Origin of the sequence: Paenibacillus sp. 453mf, from assembly GCF_900116105.1 — a bacterium.
GTDB lineage: Bacteria > Bacillota > Bacilli > Paenibacillales > Paenibacillaceae > Paenibacillus > Paenibacillus provencensis.
This window is the reverse complement of the sequence record NZ_FPAC01000002.1, coordinates 271,610-286,483: the sequence shown is the minus strand read 5'-3', so window position 1 is coordinate 286,483 and position 14,874 is coordinate 271,610. Positions and strand designations below refer to the sequence as shown.

Annotated in this window: 12 protein-coding genes; 4 read left to right on the top strand and 8 right to left on the bottom strand. The window is 45.3% G+C overall.

Annotated elements, in window-relative coordinates; genetic code table 11:
- Positions 1-115: 115 nt before the first annotated feature.
- Both BM415_RS15545 and BM415_RS15540 read right to left on the bottom strand, forming a co-directional pair.
- Positions 116-598 (bottom strand): DUF456 domain-containing protein, encoded by a 483-nt coding sequence (locus BM415_RS15545; RefSeq protein WP_091159628.1) that lies wholly within the window; start codon positions 596-598, stop codon positions 116-118.
- 127 nt (positions 599-725) lie between these two features.
- Positions 726-1,193, bottom strand: coding sequence for a macro domain-containing protein (locus tag BM415_RS15540; protein WP_091159626.1), 468 nt, complete (start codon positions 1,191-1,193; stop codon positions 726-728).
- 239 nt (positions 1,194-1,432) lie between these two features.
- On the opposite strand from BM415_RS15540, the gene BM415_RS15535 reads away from it, so the two are divergent.
- Positions 1,433-2,197: an ABC transporter ATP-binding protein gene (locus BM415_RS15535; protein WP_091159625.1), complete on the top strand. Its 765-nt coding sequence runs from the start codon at positions 1,433-1,435 to the stop codon at positions 2,195-2,197.
- A complete protein-coding gene (gene fetB, locus BM415_RS15530) occupies positions 2,179-2,940 on the top strand; it encodes an ABC transporter permease (protein WP_091159623.1) in 762 nt (253 codons plus the stop codon). The genes BM415_RS15535 and fetB overlap by 19 nt, the downstream gene beginning before the upstream one ends.
- Positions 2,941-2,986: 46 nt before the next feature.
- Here fetB and BM415_RS15525 read toward each other — a convergent pair whose 3' ends face one another.
- From BM415_RS15525 to BM415_RS15510, 4 genes are all read right to left on the bottom strand, one after another.
- Positions 2,987-6,193, bottom strand: a complete 3,207-nt coding sequence (locus BM415_RS15525) for an Ig-like domain-containing protein (protein WP_091159622.1) — start codon at positions 6,191-6,193, stop codon at positions 2,987-2,989.
- Between the two features lie 545 nt (positions 6,194-6,738).
- Entirely contained in the window at positions 6,739-9,093 is a 2,355-nt protein-coding gene (locus BM415_RS15520) for a carbohydrate-binding domain-containing protein (protein ID WP_091159620.1), read from the bottom strand.
- A gap of 253 nt (positions 9,094-9,346) precedes the next feature.
- On the bottom strand, positions 9,347-10,033 hold the full coding sequence (locus BM415_RS15515) for a DUF4956 domain-containing protein (protein ID WP_091159618.1): 687 nt from the start codon (positions 10,031-10,033) through the stop codon (positions 9,347-9,349).
- The gene (locus BM415_RS15510) at positions 10,026-10,769 is read right to left on the bottom strand and encodes a polyphosphate polymerase domain-containing protein (RefSeq protein ID WP_091159616.1); all 744 of its coding nucleotides are present in this window, start codon (positions 10,767-10,769) and stop codon (positions 10,026-10,028) included. Before BM415_RS15510 ends, BM415_RS15515 begins: the two co-directional genes overlap by 8 nt.
- Before the next feature lie 299 nt (positions 10,770-11,068).
- Between BM415_RS15510 and BM415_RS15505 the strand changes: the two genes are divergently transcribed.
- On the top strand, positions 11,069-11,746 hold the full coding sequence (locus BM415_RS15505) for a response regulator transcription factor (RefSeq protein ID WP_091159615.1): 678 nt from the start codon (positions 11,069-11,071) through the stop codon (positions 11,744-11,746).
- Complete coding sequence (locus BM415_RS15500) at positions 11,746-13,017, top strand: sensor histidine kinase (protein ID WP_091159613.1); 1,272 nt, start codon at positions 11,746-11,748, stop codon at positions 13,015-13,017. The genes BM415_RS15505 and BM415_RS15500 overlap by 1 nt, the downstream gene beginning before the upstream one ends.
- A gap of 522 nt (positions 13,018-13,539) precedes the next feature.
- Here the strand turns inward: BM415_RS15500 and BM415_RS15495 are convergent.
- Both BM415_RS15495 and BM415_RS15490 read right to left on the bottom strand, forming a co-directional pair.
- Positions 13,540-14,082, bottom strand: coding sequence for an NADPH-dependent FMN reductase (locus tag BM415_RS15495; protein ID WP_244533425.1), 543 nt, complete (start codon positions 14,080-14,082; stop codon positions 13,540-13,542).
- Positions 14,083-14,480: 398 nt separating this feature from the next.
- Positions 14,481-14,741 (bottom strand): hypothetical protein, encoded by a 261-nt coding sequence (locus BM415_RS15490; RefSeq protein WP_091159610.1) that lies wholly within the window; start codon positions 14,739-14,741, stop codon positions 14,481-14,483.
- Positions 14,742-14,874 lie beyond the last annotated feature (133 nt).

Below are 14,874 nucleotides of genomic sequence, written 5' to 3'. Positions count from 1 at the left end.
TCCGCTGCTTACCATAATATACATCCAGGTGCCTAGCCGCCTGCAACCTCAAAAAAGCAAGAGACGACTTGAGCGCCCCTTGCTTGAGAGTACCAATATCATTTTGCTAATCGCCCTAAATGATGGCATCCAGAATGAACCATACAATCATCAGCAGCTGAATCAGGATTTTGGCAATGCTGCCCCCGAGGAATCCAATGATTGTCGCAAAGCCGACCTTTACCGATTTCGATGCATCCTTGTGAATGATAAACTCGGTTACCAGTACGGCAAGGAACGGCACGAGCAGAATCCCGAATGGCGGAAAGATGAACGAGCCTACAATGGTCGCAATCGCAGCTATTGTCTCTGAGGTCTTTGATCCTCCATATTTCTTAACAAAATAGCTGTTCGCTATAATATCGGCGGCAATAATAACAACCGTAAGGATCGCCATACTGATCCAGAACCACCAGGACAGCTCCTCTGAATTAATGAGGAATTGATAGATGGCGAAGCCTCCCCATATGGCAAGAACGGACGGAATGATGGGATACACAATTCCGACAAAGCTGAGCAAGAATAACACAATTATTAAGGTCCACCACAAAAAATCCATCTATGTACCTCCCTTAGAACCTATGTTCATTTTAGTTTATGCCATTTATGTCTATTTTAAAAATAGTCTTAAGACGGTTTCTCAACCTGGACCTCCGTCTAGGATGAATAATAACTTAGTTCTAAAGCTAACCCTTCTCCTCCATATCAACGATAGAGTACAAGGTGACGGGGTAGCTCACAAACACCTTCTGCAGCCTTCTGTATACCACACTCCAATCCGTCCCATTACGGTCCGCACCTATTCTGTAAGGCAATGCAATAGAGAGATCGCGGGCTTCTGCATATGTACGAAGCTCAATCAACGCCTGTTCAAGAGCCTTGATGCTTGTCAGCTGTTTTCGAAAGAAGCTCTTCTTATAATGCTTCTGTCCAAACAGGTTTGCGATATACTTATCCTTCGTCTTCACAATCTGCATCTGCCCAAGCGGAGAAATCTCACTGTTCGTCAGTGAAATATAGGCGGCGTAAGCCTCAGGGTATTCTTCTCTGATCTGTTTGGATATTCCGCTGCGCATGACCCCCATACAGTTTACCTGGTGACCAATAATGTCTTCTGCAGCCTTAAGGAGCTCGCCTTTCTCGAATGTAATCATCCTTCTACTCTCCTATTTAGAATAATAAACGTGGTTTGATTTAAATGAAACCAGGTGAATCCATTTCACAACTCATTAAAAAGGTGAATTCTAAACTATATAGTCTTGATTAAAGCAGCTAAAGTGTATTATGAAATTGATTCAAGTGCTATATATATATCGGGAAAAGCTCCCTATCATCTTAATGTATCTGCTAATATAAATTAGGAACGCGAACTACTGAAAGGAGTCTCTGGGTCATGTCTCATTTATTGAACTTACAGCGTTTGACCAAATATATCGGCACAACAACCAAAACAATGCTGTTCTCGGACGTCGAAGCACAGGCGGATCAAGGCGAACGCATCGCTGTCATCGGTGCTTCGGGACAAGGCAAGAGCACACTGCTCCGAATACTGTCTTTGCTGGATCGTCCGGATGAAGGTGAAATGGAGTGGAAGGGTGTATCGTATCGCAGATGCGATCCGCGACTGTGGAGAATGAAGATCACTTATGTCGCACAGCATCCCGTGATGCTGCCCGGCAGTGTTGAAGATAACTTGAGAATGGTCCATTCCCTTCATAAATCCCCATATGACAAAGCACTTGCACAGCGACTGCTGCAGAGCAGCGGCCTGTCTACACTGGATATACAAAAACGGGCATCTGATCTGTCAGGCGGCGAGAAACAGCGGGTCGCACTCATTCGTTCTATGATGCTGCGACCGGAAGCCTTGCTGCTCGATGAAGTCACTGCATCCTTGGATCCGACAAATGCGGGTCTTGTGGAACAGCTGCTAAGGGAATGGAATGATCAAGAAGGTACAACGCTGATCTGGGTGACACATGATTTGGAGCAAGCCCGCTCATTCAGCTCTACGACCTGGTATATGGACAGCCATACCCTGCTCGAACGCCAGCCGACCGAGCTGTTTTTCTCTCGGCCTGATACTGAAGCAGCCCGCCGTTTCATTACCAAATCTATGGATTCAGATAAGGAGAAGCCATGTCTTTCCTCGCTCTAAGCTTCACCATTATATTTGTCATGGTAACAATGCTGATCTCCGTCTGGCAAAAGCTCGATTTGGAGAAGGAAATCGCCATTGGAACCATTCGATCAGCCATACAGCTGCTTGCTGTCGGCTACATCCTGCAGTTCATCTTTCATTCCGAGCATCCTGCTCTGATTCTGCTCATCGTTACTTTTATGATCACCGTCGCTTCAATGAATGCAGGTAAGCGTGGGCAAGGCATTCGGGGTGTCCGCCGGAAGATCGCCTTGTCCATTCTGACAACGGAGCTGCTCATGATGGGACTGCTGCTCGGACTGAACATCATTGAGCCGACGCCAAGGTACATTATTCCAATCAGCGGGATGACGATTGGCAATGCCATGGTGGTATCCGGCTTGTTCCTTAACCATATGAAACGGGAAATGGAGACGTCCAAAGGCGAGATCGAAACCCTGCTTGCCCTTGGCGCTGCGCCCAAGCGAGCAATCCAGGATGCCCTTAAGCGTTCTGTTAAATCCAGCATGATTCCAACCATCGATGGTATGAAGACGGTGGGAATCGTCCAGCTCCCAGGCATGATGACAGGAATGATCATCGCGGGTGTAGATCCGATCGAGGCTGTGCGCTATCAGATTCTGATCGTGTTTGCCTTCACAAGCTCGGCGGCAATGACCAGCATCTTGCTCAGTCAGCTGACTTATCGTGAATGGTTTACGAAGGATATGCGTCTTCGTGATCTGTTCTCACAAAAATAAGGCTTTTCGCCGTTAAACCTGGCGAAAAGCCTTATTTTTTCTGGAATCAACTAACTATTACGTTGTTTTTCGGGCTAACATTGCCCGCTTTATCTTTCGCATAGACGGTCAACACATCGCCCTTTTTCGCCTTCTTGATCGATACCGAAAAATCCCCTTTTCTATCCACAGAAGCTTTGCCAAGATATATTTTGTCATTGTACACATAGACGGTAGAATCTGACTCCGCTTTTCCACTCATCATTTTTGATGTTACTCTCTTAACCTCCGGCATTTGCGGTGGTGTATTATCAGTAACCTTGGTTCTCTCAGACGAACTATGATTACCAGCTTGGTCAACTGCGTAAACGGTTAACACGGTCCCCGCCTGCTGCTTCTCGTTTAATTCCACGGAATAGCTGCCATCAGGAGCTGTGATTGCTTGACCTAATAACGTTCTACCCGCTTTTACATAAACTGTAGAGCCTGCCTCTGCTGTACCACTCACATGAGTTGAATTGTCTCCAACTGTGTTAACCCTAGGTTTCGCAGGAGGCTTTTTATCCGCTTTAACAGTGATCGTAATTGGTTGTGTATAAATGTCATATGATTTATCTGTTGATACTTGCTGTGTGTAGCGCAGCATGGCATGAACTGTTCCTTCCGCTTGGGCGGTTACAACATTTCCATTAACTTCAACTTTATCTTCTCCATCAATGAATACGATGTCAGGAGTGATATCCTTTATTTGACGATCATAGGTTTCAATCATTGCCTTGACTTCGATGCTCTCTCCTGCAGTTAGTTTATACTCGGCTTGTTCCGGCGTAACATGGGATGCCCAGTCAGAGGCCCAATGAGCATAGTCCGTTGTTAAGCCATAGATACCCAGTAGAAAATGGTCTATAAATAGAGCCTCGTCTCGATATGTCCAAGGCCATACGGTTACGCCTCGATGCTTTGCTGCTTCCAAAAAGTTAACACCTAATCCACCATAGCTTGTATTAAAGGTAGAATTCAGATTTTGTATAGTGTTTAAAGTAGAACGTAAAGATGGATACACGTCTGTTTCATTCGCAAATCCGCTCGTTAAATAGCCGATGGACATCCCCGGCATCTGCTCAGCCAGCAATTGTAATTGCGATGCATGAAATGAAATAACGGATACTTGATTCTCCACACCCATTTCTTCAATAAGGGCAATCAATTTATCGATAATTGCTGGATTACTAGTTTTGATTTCAACAATATGCTCGACATCTTTGCCTTTAAATTCTTCAAAAAATTGTCTTAGCGTTGGAATCCTTGCGTCAGGATATGCTTCCGGAAACTGATCATTCGCAAGAAATTGCTTTAATTCTGCAAGAGTATAACTTTCCACACTTCCAGTTCCATTCGTTGTCCGATCAATGGTTTCATCATGCATGATGACGATCTGACCATCCTTGGTCAGATAAATATCATTTTCAATATGATCTGCCCCTTTTTCATAAGAAAGAAGGGCACCTTCTAATGTATTTTCCGGTGCAAGTCCCGGTATTCCACGGTGTGCAAAAATATAAGGTGTACGAACAAGGGTTATATTCTCATCATAGAATGATAAAGCATCAATAGCTTCTTCATACTGATCCGTAACAATCCCGTTCGTACCCGATGTAATCATGCGATGAATATCTACATTTGTTGAACCTTTCTTACGATCTTCTTCTATCCATACAGTCATTAACTTTTTCTGTAAGTAGGAAATATTTTGGATACTTGCTGCACTTTCCGGCAATATTACAATTTTCGCCAAATGGCTGTTCGTTGTCCTGCGTATGTCCATTAATTGGTCTTCGCTGAGTTTACCCGAGACGGAATATTCAATAATACCACGAATAATAGGATACGCTTCTCTTGTCTTTTTCACCAGCTCCGGATGTTCGGAGAGTACAAAGGCATCCTCCAGGTCGATACTCCTTAGGTAAGCTGTTAGAGGAGCAATCACCGCTTCTTCTTCAATCGCGAAGGCCGGAATTACTTTCTGATCCAACGTTTCTATAACCGATTGCAGCTCATCAATTACGTTTCCTGCTTCATCCGTTACTTGCAGGCTGCTGTTGACATGGAGAATAGCTGTGGCCGGACGTGCGCCTTCCACTATAGATTGCAGGTCCTCGCTTGAGTCTACTTCTGTAACTATTGTCGGTGCAAGGGAGATGCTCGTTTCCGGTTCTTCTACATGAGTGAAGTTATCACCAGGTTTGACTACCTCTGGTAACTCCTCTGTGTGAAGCGTTACTTTGATATTATCAACCTTCGTTAAACTACCTGCAGATTGAAATCCAATTCTTCCTTCTGAATAATTGGTTGCAAGATCTGTGTCGATGAGTAAATTATCATTTATCATTTCCTGAACTCTATTACCGTGAGCAATCACTGTATAGTGGTACATTTTATCCGCACTGATTGCCTCACTGTATGAATTTTTGGCAGCTACATTCCATGCATTACCTGGTGTTCTTTCTGCGAATTCGATCCCGTTCGCTGCTGTTGCATTTTGACGGACAGCCATTTGATAGTAAGGATAGCTATTGTTCTGAACTCTGTACATAACTGAATTCCAACGGCTGCTATCATTTGCAGCTAAATGGGTAACATCTGCTTCTATTTTATAATTACCGAACAATCCCAAGTATTCCGGAAGAAGTACGCCCTTGCCACCACTATTATTACCTCTTCCATCAATCTCAAAGGCTCCGGACTTAACACCAATCTCTTCATCCGTTGTACTGCTAAGCTGTGACCAGTCTTCAGGAAGACTGCCATCTGAAAGATCATTAAAGTCCTCTTCATAGAGGACATATTCTTCCTCTTCTTCTCCTTTAACTACCAGAAGTATATTGGCAGAAGCACCATCTAATGCAGCAGTTAATGGATAAACTCCTTTTTGTTTAGCAGTAATCGTATCCTCTGTCATCTCAATTGCCTCATTATTAGAAGTCCAGGTTAGCTTATCACCTGTAATTTGCCCTTCGGTCAAGTCATTGTAGGCTGCATTCAATACAATATCGTTCAAGGAAATAGCCTCTCCGCTTGTCCCTAATACATAGCCAACTTCATGTGCTAAAGACTTTACGCCTGCTTCCCCACTTTCTTTATCCGCTTCTTCATTTTGATAAACTGCTTCATTAACCGTATCTGCACTCGCGGTAGCGTTAATGATATTATCTGAGAATAAATTAAATAATAGAAAGATACTGATGGATAAAAGAAGGTACATCCGCTTGATCATTTAAATTCTCTCCTCTAATCAGATTGTCCAAATGGTCCATTCGATTATTTGACTGCCAGTCTAGACGAAATTTCGGGTTCTCCCCCCCTTTTATATGTAACATGTAAGTATGTAACGAACTTCACTTCACAGTTATGCTATCAACCTCATGTAAATATGGATGTATAATTTTGTAAACTTTAAAAAATAGGCTGATAGTACCGTTTTAATTAACACCTTGGATATTTAGTGCTTTGGATTTATCTTTCACAATTAAAAAAATAAGCATCCAGTTTTAGTCAGCTCACTGATCGTAAATCGTTTACTTGATTCAATGGTTTTGGAGTTTGAATCCAAAAATGAAATAAGCCTGTGGGTTCTCACAGGCTGGAAACGGTCAAGGTAAGTGTTTGACCGTCTTCTTAAATATATCTAATTTAATTTATCTAATAAGTAATTCTTTCGCTCTCCATGCAGAAGCCCAGGCATCTCCATTATGTCAGGAGTTGCCTGGGCTGTTTAAACTAGCCGTATTCCTTTGGCTATCGCCCTACTTAAAGATCGTCCTACCTTCTGCCGCCACCAAAGCCGCCGTTCGTATTTCCGGTGGTTACGCCTGATTCATTCAGCCATGTTGTGGCTGTCTCGCCAAGCTCAAACGATACGACCTCGGTTCCGCCTTCGTAATTGCCTGTCTTATACCATCCGCCGGATACATCCTCACTCGAGGTGCCTCCGGAATAGAGCGTGTAGGATTTTCCTTTTGCCAGATCCGGTGAGCTAATCACAACAAATTGATAATCCTTGGATGGTTCAAAAGTAACGATCGTGTTGCCTTCACTATCTTCCAGATGAACCAAAGTTCCTGCAGCCTGTGTCTCTGGGTAGGTCATCGCGATCGAGAGCTGGCTGGAATCATCGGATAAAGCTTGTGCCATTCCTGATGTGCCGGCTCCGATCAAATAACCCCCGCTCATGTCAAATGTGCTGCCATAATCCAGTGTGCCATTTCCGCTATTCGTTGGACCATTAACGATCACCGTGCCATCCGTCATTGTAATGGAGCCATTGGCGTCAATACCGTCACCACCAGCATCGACTGTGAGAAGTCCGCCAGAGATGGTCAGCTTCGCATTCTGATTACCTTCCATTCCTCCACCGAAGCCGCCGCCGCCAAAGCCGCCTTGCGGAGGGGTACCGCTTGGCATTTCTCCATTGGCAGGAGCTGCCGGCCGTTCGCCCGCTGCGGGCGCTTCTCCACTTGCCGTACCTTGGGCTTCACCCGTTTCAGGAGCTTGTGCAGAAGATGCTTCCGGTGTTCCTGATGCCGAAGCACCCGCTTCCCTTGCTGTTGTTCCTGTCGCTTCTGGTGTTTCTGTTGTTTCCGCAGCTGTGTCTGTTGTCCCGCTCGTCGTATCCGTACCCGATGCATTCACACCGTCATCGGATGAGATGACATGCGTCTTACCGCCGGAGATCGTAATATCGGCTCCTTCGAGTCCTTCATAGCTTGCGGTAATGTCCATTGTTCCGCCAGAGATGGATAGCAGGAGATCGGCATGAACCGCATCATCACCAGAGGCAATGCCGATCTCTCCACCTGTAATCGAAATATTTTGGTTGCTGTGAACCGCATCATCGGCTGAGTCGATCGTAAACGTACCGCCAGTAATGACCATATCTCCGCCTGCTTTAATCCCTTTTGCACTCGTTGATTCATCCTCATCAGCTGCTGTGTCCTCTGCATTGTCAGCATCTGAAGTGGAAGCGGCTGTATCTGTTGTTGTACTTGCCGACGTGCTGGTTACTGCTGCTGTGACAACAGTACTGGTCATATTCGCACTTGTTGTATTCGCTGTGCCTGCTGCCTCATCGTTGCTCGCTTCATCTGATGGATTAGCTGTACCCGAAGGCGCTGTAGGTGCAGACTCTCCGTTCCACTCCCCTCGCATCATGCCGCCGTTACCATTCATTCTTCCCTGTCCCATCGGATTGTTCTCGGTCTTCACCTCAGCGTTCGCGCTGCCTCCGCCGGTTACAAGGTTATACGTACCTCCATCAATCAGCAGCGATTTCTCCGATTGAATCCCATCATTCTCGGCTTCGATGTCAAATGTACCGCCAGTAATCGCGATGATCCCTTTATCCTCATCTTCATCATTGGTCGATTTCATGCCGTCTCCACCGGCCTTGATTGTAACGGTACCGTTCTCAGCAGCCAGCCGGTCACGACCTACGATACCGTCATCTTCTGCATCGATATTGATGGTGCCTCCTACTATTTTCAAGTCGTCCTTACTCGTGATCCCATCTTTATAATTTGCTGTGATGGATAAGCTGCCTGTACCGTTAATGCTCAGATCATTTTTGGCAAATACGGCTGCACTTGGCTCATCACTTGCTTCGTCCTCATATACGTATGTTTTGCCGTCGGTCACTTTATTTTGGGTACCATCTGCCAGTGTAATGACGGTCTTCCCCGCACCTTTGCTATAAATAGCCGCACTGTCGCTGTCTGTAATATCGACACCGTTCAGAACCAGATGCACCAGCTCCTCTTCTGCGGTATCCACGAGGATTTGTCCATCGCTGAGCGTTCCGCTGAGGACATAGGTACCTGGGCTCGTAATGATCACGGATCCGTCGGCAGCTTCTGCACCCGTTCCGTTAATCTGAGCGTTTGCTCCATCCAGCTCAATCGTAACTGCGCTCTCCGCGCTCCATTCGGTGTTGCGGTCCTCCTCGTCGAATGTAATCATATCCTCCACTTTTAAGCTCGCCAGCTCGGCTGTGGCCTCATTCGCCGTGCCAGCTTCGGCTGTTCCTGTATCGTCTACGGCAGATGTATCGCTGCATGCCGTCATCAGCGCTGCACATAAGAATACGACGCTAAGTCTGTTCGCTATGCTTGTCTTTTTCATTTTTTATCATTCCTTTCAAGGCGCTCGCAATTTGCCTGTCTCTCTCCGGTTGGCTCCGCCAAAAGTCGTTCGTCGTCCAAATTCCTCGCTAAGTATGTTTGGCTCAAATTTTTCTTCGTTTAAAATTTTCGCTGAGTACATAAGATCCTTCAAAATTGAGTGAATAAGCTCTTAAACTGCGGTTCGAAAACCATAGTTCAAACGATGAAGTTCATACAATTAAGTCATATAATCAAGCTCATACAATTACGAATTAGTACTCTGCCACGCTCGGGGTCATCGTAAGCGACAGGTCCAGGTTGCCATTACGGCAACGGATTTCGTCCAGGAATTCTTTTTGATTGGTAAGCTGGTTCATCGTCACGCCGTACACGAGTTCATACAAGCTGCCCAGCTCGGTTGTTCTGATTTTTTTCAGCTCATATTGTACGTTATATTTCTTGAACACCTCGTCGAAGGCATCATCGTAGCTCAAATTCTCAGGAATGGTGATCTTCAGTGTTCTTTGCAATGTTTTTCTCGCACCGAAGTTGAACTTACTCAAGACAAACATCAGGATACATAGTATCAGGGTGAACAAAACCGCATATCCGAATGCGCCCACGCCACAGGCGAGACCTGCTGCCATCGTAAACAGGACAAATGCAATATCCTTCGGGTCACCAGGCGCACTTCGAAACCGGATGATGGAAAAAGCTCCTGCCAAGCTAAACGCTCGTGCAATGTTGCTGCCAATCAGCAGAATAATAATGGCTACAATGGCCGGCAAGATGACCATGGTCAAGGAAAAGCTCTGGGTATACCCGTTTGTGTTTGTCTTCATATAGGTAAGACTGATCATACCGCCTAACAGAATGGCGATGAGAATACTGAGCACTGTGCTCATGAATGTAAGTTCTGTAGTTGTGTCTGTGGCTGCATTTAATAGGGAATCAAGCATAAAGCATACTCTCCTGTTTCTGTTTTTCGTTTTTTATCATTTTTTTGTATTCATTGCCGTATTTGGAGAAACTCGTCCGATACAGCTGATGCTCTGAGAGCAGGACCGACAGCCACATGGGCACAGTTTTTTCGGCCTTCACTTCCATAAGCCACTGCCCTTCGTCCAGCAGCTGCTCGCCGTAATCTCCCTTTTCCAATTTCAAGTCATAACGTCTTGTGCGAATGTTGGTATCAAACGTAATTCGGAGATCCCGGCTGTCTTTGCAAAAGAGTGCTTTTCTGTCATACGACAAATACAGCTTGGGTGCCAGATCGTACATCCGCAGGAAATAGCTGATTTCGTTAACAACCTGAGCATTCATGTAATCCTTCAGCTCCGGCGCCTGTCCTGTACGGACAAATTCATAAGCCTCGTCCAGCTTCAGCGCTGTTCTCCGCTTGTTGACCAGGCCGAACACCTTCTTCTTGATCTCGAGATATACCTTCGCATCCTTGTTCGGGACGCCGTAGGCTCGGAGCCTCAGCTTTTCCTTATACTTGGGCTTCGCCAGGCTCGCTCTGATCAATGAATCATGCGCTGTGTCGAAATACAGATTGCTTATGGAATAAAATTCATGCTGCTTGTTATATTCATCGGGTTCCATATATTCCATGAGATCGAGATACAGCCTCCGGTACGAATTGCTGTCGAGCAAATATTTGCTCTCATAGCGGTTGAATACCTCTATAGCCATGTGCTTCAGATCCTTTCTGTTTGGTAGGTCTCATGTGGTGATGTATGTATCGTAAGCTCCAAACCTTTAATGAATCTTAAATGCTTTTTACATTTCGAGAATATTATTTACATTGCGTTTACAATTCTGATCTTTAATTAAGAAGCTTCCTATTAATAGGCATTAATTATTGATCTGAAAGTTATCCATTCGTATGATGGTAGAGTAAACAGCTTAAGGTTGATTAAAGGTAATCCTGCTATACTAGGCCTATTAGAATCTGCAAACCAACAGATAATCCAAACAGAGGATGAACAGCGATGAGAATATTAATTGTGGAGGATGAGCTTCATCTCGCGGAGGCCCTCTCCCAAATCTTAAAAAAACAGAACTATTCCGTAGATATGGTCCATGACGGCAGAAACGGACTTGATTATGCACTCAGCGGGATTTATGATCTGTTGCTGCTCGATATTATGATGCCGGAAATGGACGGGATAAGCGTCCTGAAAGAAATCCGCAGAGAAGGACTTTCCACCCCCGTCATCCTGCTGACGGCCAAAGGCGAAATCGACGACAAGATTACCGGGCTCGATTATGGTGCCGACGACTACGTTGCCAAGCCCTTTTCCTCCGGAGAACTGATGGCCCGAATCAGAGCCGTGCTGCGGCGAAAAAGCGAGGTCATGCCAGAGGAGGGTCTTAAATTCGGGGACATGGAGCTCAACACTTCGACTCTGAAGCTTTCCGTTAACGGGAAGGAAATGAAGCTGAATTTAAAGGAGAATGAGCTCCTCGAGCTGCTGATGGTGAGGAAGCAGTCGATTACCTCCAAGGAGCAGATTATTGAGAAGCTTTGGGGCTTTGACTCTGATGTCGAGCACAACAATGTGGAGGTTTATATCTCTTTTTTGCGTAAGAAGCTGAACTTCCTGAATTCTGCCGTCCGCATCAGCACCGTTCGAGGCGTTGGGTATGTGCTAGAGGTGAATACTTGATGTTTAAGAAGCTTAGAAACCGGTTCCTGATCTTAAACCTTGTCATCATTTCGATCATTATGCTGGTTGCCTTCACCACCATATATACGATTACTTATCGGGATGTACAGCGGAATATTCATATGGAGCTGAATAAAGTAACGGAATCCTATACCCGGGACTTCAATCTGCCGCACGGAGATCGTCCGGGTGCAGATCTGAATTTGGGAGGACCGGACGATGATGGGTTAGGATTCGAAGGAGCACCGCCCAAACGTTCGATCTCCTTCATGCTGGAGACAGATAGTAACCTTACGCTTACAGGTCGTGAGACCACGCTTGAACTGGAGGAGGAGTTCTATCCGCTTGCACTGGAGGCAGCGGTTGCTGAGAACAGCGCGACTGGACAATTTACACTGGACGGGAGTCACTGGACTTATGAGATCCTTCAGACAAGCTCGGGCTACATGCTCGTATTTCTTGACATCAGCTCACAGCAGGTCATCCTGACGAATTTGATCTATACCTTCGCGATTGTTGCGCTCGTGATGCTGATCGTGATCTTTTTTACGAGCCGTTTCTTTGCCAACCGGTCCATTACACCGATTCAGGAAGCCTTTGACAAGCAGAAGCAGTTCATCGCCGATGCCTCTCATGAATTAAAGACACCTCTGACCATTATCAATACGAATACGGATGTACTTCTGGCCAACAGTGAGGATCAGATTCGCAATCAGGAGAAGTGGCTGTATTACATCAAGTCCGAAACCGAGCGGATGACAAGACTGACCAATGATCTCCTGTACCTGACTGAAATGGATGATTCCCGTGCGAACATCCTGTATGCGAGATTTGATATGAGCGAGGCGGTCGAAAATATACTATTAACGATGGAAGCGGTCATGTTCGAGAAGCAGGTTCATCTCATCTATGAGATAGAACCCGGTCTCCAGGTGACCGGCGCGAGTGAACAGATCAAGCAAGTGGTCATGATTCTGCTCGATAATGCCATAAAATACACGAATGAAGGTGGTTCGGTTACTCTCTCTCTGAAAAAACAACAGCATGAGGTCATTTTGTCCGTCACAAATACCGGTGAAGGTATTGCTCCAGAGCATTTGTCGCGAATATTCGACCGTTTCTACCGGACGGATTCCGGGAGAGCCCGCAAGCAGGGCGGGTACGGACTAGGACTTTCTATTGCCAAGTCGATTGTGGAGCAGCATAAAGGCAAGATTTATGCCAAGAGCACCGTAGGGGAATCCACCACATTTTATGTGCATCTCTCATAGCATTACTGCTTGGCTTAGCAAATTAACATTTAACTTGCTTAACGTTTCATCACGTAAGTAACCGATATCTTTCCTTGAGAAAAAATAATCCTTATATAATGGAATGAGATTAATGTAGCGAACTTGAAATGTGGAGAATAAGGAGGCCATACCTATGGATCAGCGGATTCAGGAGAGCCTCACCTCATGGCTCTTTGACATATATAAGAATTGCCTAGGTCCCAGTGATGCGACGATACCGAACACGCCCCTGAACAGAACGTAGTTCAACACAAGCCTGCGGGGAGCTGCGACCATTGCAAGTTCTTCATAAGATCGAGCAGTACAGGTTCGAGAATAATGTTTTCCCCTCCCCTCTATGAAGGAGCAATTAAAAAAACGCAGATATCTTCTGATGCAATCCCTTAGGGAGGTTGCACATAGAAAATATCTGCGTTATTGTGATGCCGTATGATCGTCTTCTTCAATTAATTGTTTCCTAGAGAAGCTCGCCCCGTCGTAGGGCAGAACGATTGTAGCTGCTTATCTCAGAGTTTTTAGTGCTCCGCTCCAAGCCACCGTTTGGTCCAGCATGGCATTCACGTTCGCCAAATGCAGCTCTTGCGGCTTGAACACCGATCCGTTCTCGAAATCAGTGAACAGGGACAATGTTGGGTGTATGCGGACGTCTGCAATCAATAGTTCACCACAGATGCCGCGCAGATGCTCTGCTGCACGCGCTCCGCCAGTTGAACCATAACTTACAATACCAGCAGCCTTGTTATTCCACGCTTCACGCGCGGAATCAATGGCGTTCTTCAGCGCTCCAGAAAGGCCGTGATTGTACTCCTGCACGATGAACACAAACCCGTCCAGACTGTTCAGCTTATCGTTCCATGCTGCAATACCCGGCTCAGAGCCATCTGTTGTACCTATGAACGGCAGGTTATAATCTGCAATATCGACGATCTCATAGTTCGCGTCACCGCGTTTCTCTGCAATGCCTTTCACCCATTCTCCAACCTGTGGACTTACGCGGCCTTCACGTGTACTTCCCAAAATAATTCCGATGTTCAATTTTGTCATTGTCTCTTCCTCCTTGGTTTCTTCCATTTTTTTGTTAATGAACTTATCCCAAAATCCCATCTCCCACACCACCCTTCGCTTGCTATGATCTATTCTGTAGTTGTTTCGTTTGTTCTGCTGTACTAAGTAACACTAGGTTACTTTATGTAAGTTATTGTATTAATTATATTATGTATTGTCAAGTAAGAAAATAAATAAGATAAAAAGGATGTGTTCTCACACATTGTTAATGAGCAGTTTCATTAAGCATTTTGGATCTGACCATTCTATCCATTGTATGTAGTCGATGTTAGGAAACATTCCTGCTGCCCTTTTATATTGCTCAAAAAAAGCCTGAAAGATTCATTGCTGACCCTCCAGGCTGCTAACAATATTTTTTTATAAATTGTAGCTCGTGACTAGCTTCCCAATTCATGCTCATCAAGATAAGCGGAGAATTCCTTCTCCAGTCTGCTGTCTATTTTATACTTTACTGCATCCTTGGTAGAAACCATGACTACGGCAATTTCAACATAGAGCAGCTTCTCGGCTTCTTTGAGAAATTGCTGGTCCCTTAAATTGATCGTCTTTTTACCGTTCTGGATGGCAAGAAACCTTTTGGCGTGAATGACTTTCATCAGATACCGATGACAGCTACTATTTTCAAGATTTAAATTCAATATGATCAACGCTTCTATCGTGAATTAAGTTGCAATCTCTAAGTAATATTTCGGCAAAAAAAGCTCAAATAATAATACCCCTCGCCTTGAATGACGAGGGGCCTTGCTGCTGCTTATATATTTATATGCTCAG

What these genes read in the sequence shown, in the direction of transcription:
- BM415_RS15545 (WP_091159628.1), bottom strand. Translation starts at nt 598, where the DNA reads ATGGATTTTTTGTGGTGGACCTTAATAATTGTGTTATTCTTGCTCAGC.
- BM415_RS15540 (WP_091159626.1), bottom strand. Translation starts at nt 1,193, where the DNA reads ATGATTACATTCGAGAAAGGCGAGCTCCTTAAGGCTGCAGAAGACATT.
- BM415_RS15535 (WP_091159625.1), top strand. Translation starts at nt 1,433, where the DNA reads ATGTCTCATTTATTGAACTTACAGCGTTTGACCAAATATATCGGCACA.
- fetB (WP_091159623.1), top strand. Translation starts at nt 2,179, where the DNA reads ATGTCTTTCCTCGCTCTAAGCTTCACCATTATATTTGTCATGGTAACA.
- BM415_RS15525 (WP_091159622.1), bottom strand. Translation starts at nt 6,193, where the DNA reads ATGATCAAGCGGATGTACCTTCTTTTATCCATCAGTATCTTTCTATTA.
- BM415_RS15520 (WP_091159620.1), bottom strand. Translation starts at nt 9,093, where the DNA reads ATGAAAAAGACAAGCATAGCGAACAGACTTAGCGTCGTATTCTTATGT.
- BM415_RS15515 (WP_091159618.1), bottom strand. Translation starts at nt 10,033, where the DNA reads ATGCTTGATTCCCTATTAAATGCAGCCACAGACACAACTACAGAACTT.
- BM415_RS15510 (WP_091159616.1), bottom strand. Translation starts at nt 10,769, where the DNA reads ATGGCTATAGAGGTATTCAACCGCTATGAGAGCAAATATTTGCTCGAC.
- BM415_RS15505 (WP_091159615.1), top strand. Translation starts at nt 11,069, where the DNA reads ATGAGAATATTAATTGTGGAGGATGAGCTTCATCTCGCGGAGGCCCTC.
- BM415_RS15500 (WP_091159613.1), top strand. Translation starts at nt 11,746, where the DNA reads ATGTTTAAGAAGCTTAGAAACCGGTTCCTGATCTTAAACCTTGTCATC.
- BM415_RS15495 (WP_244533425.1), bottom strand. Translation starts at nt 14,082, where the DNA reads ATGACAAAATTGAACATCGGAATTATTTTGGGAAGTACACGTGAAGGC.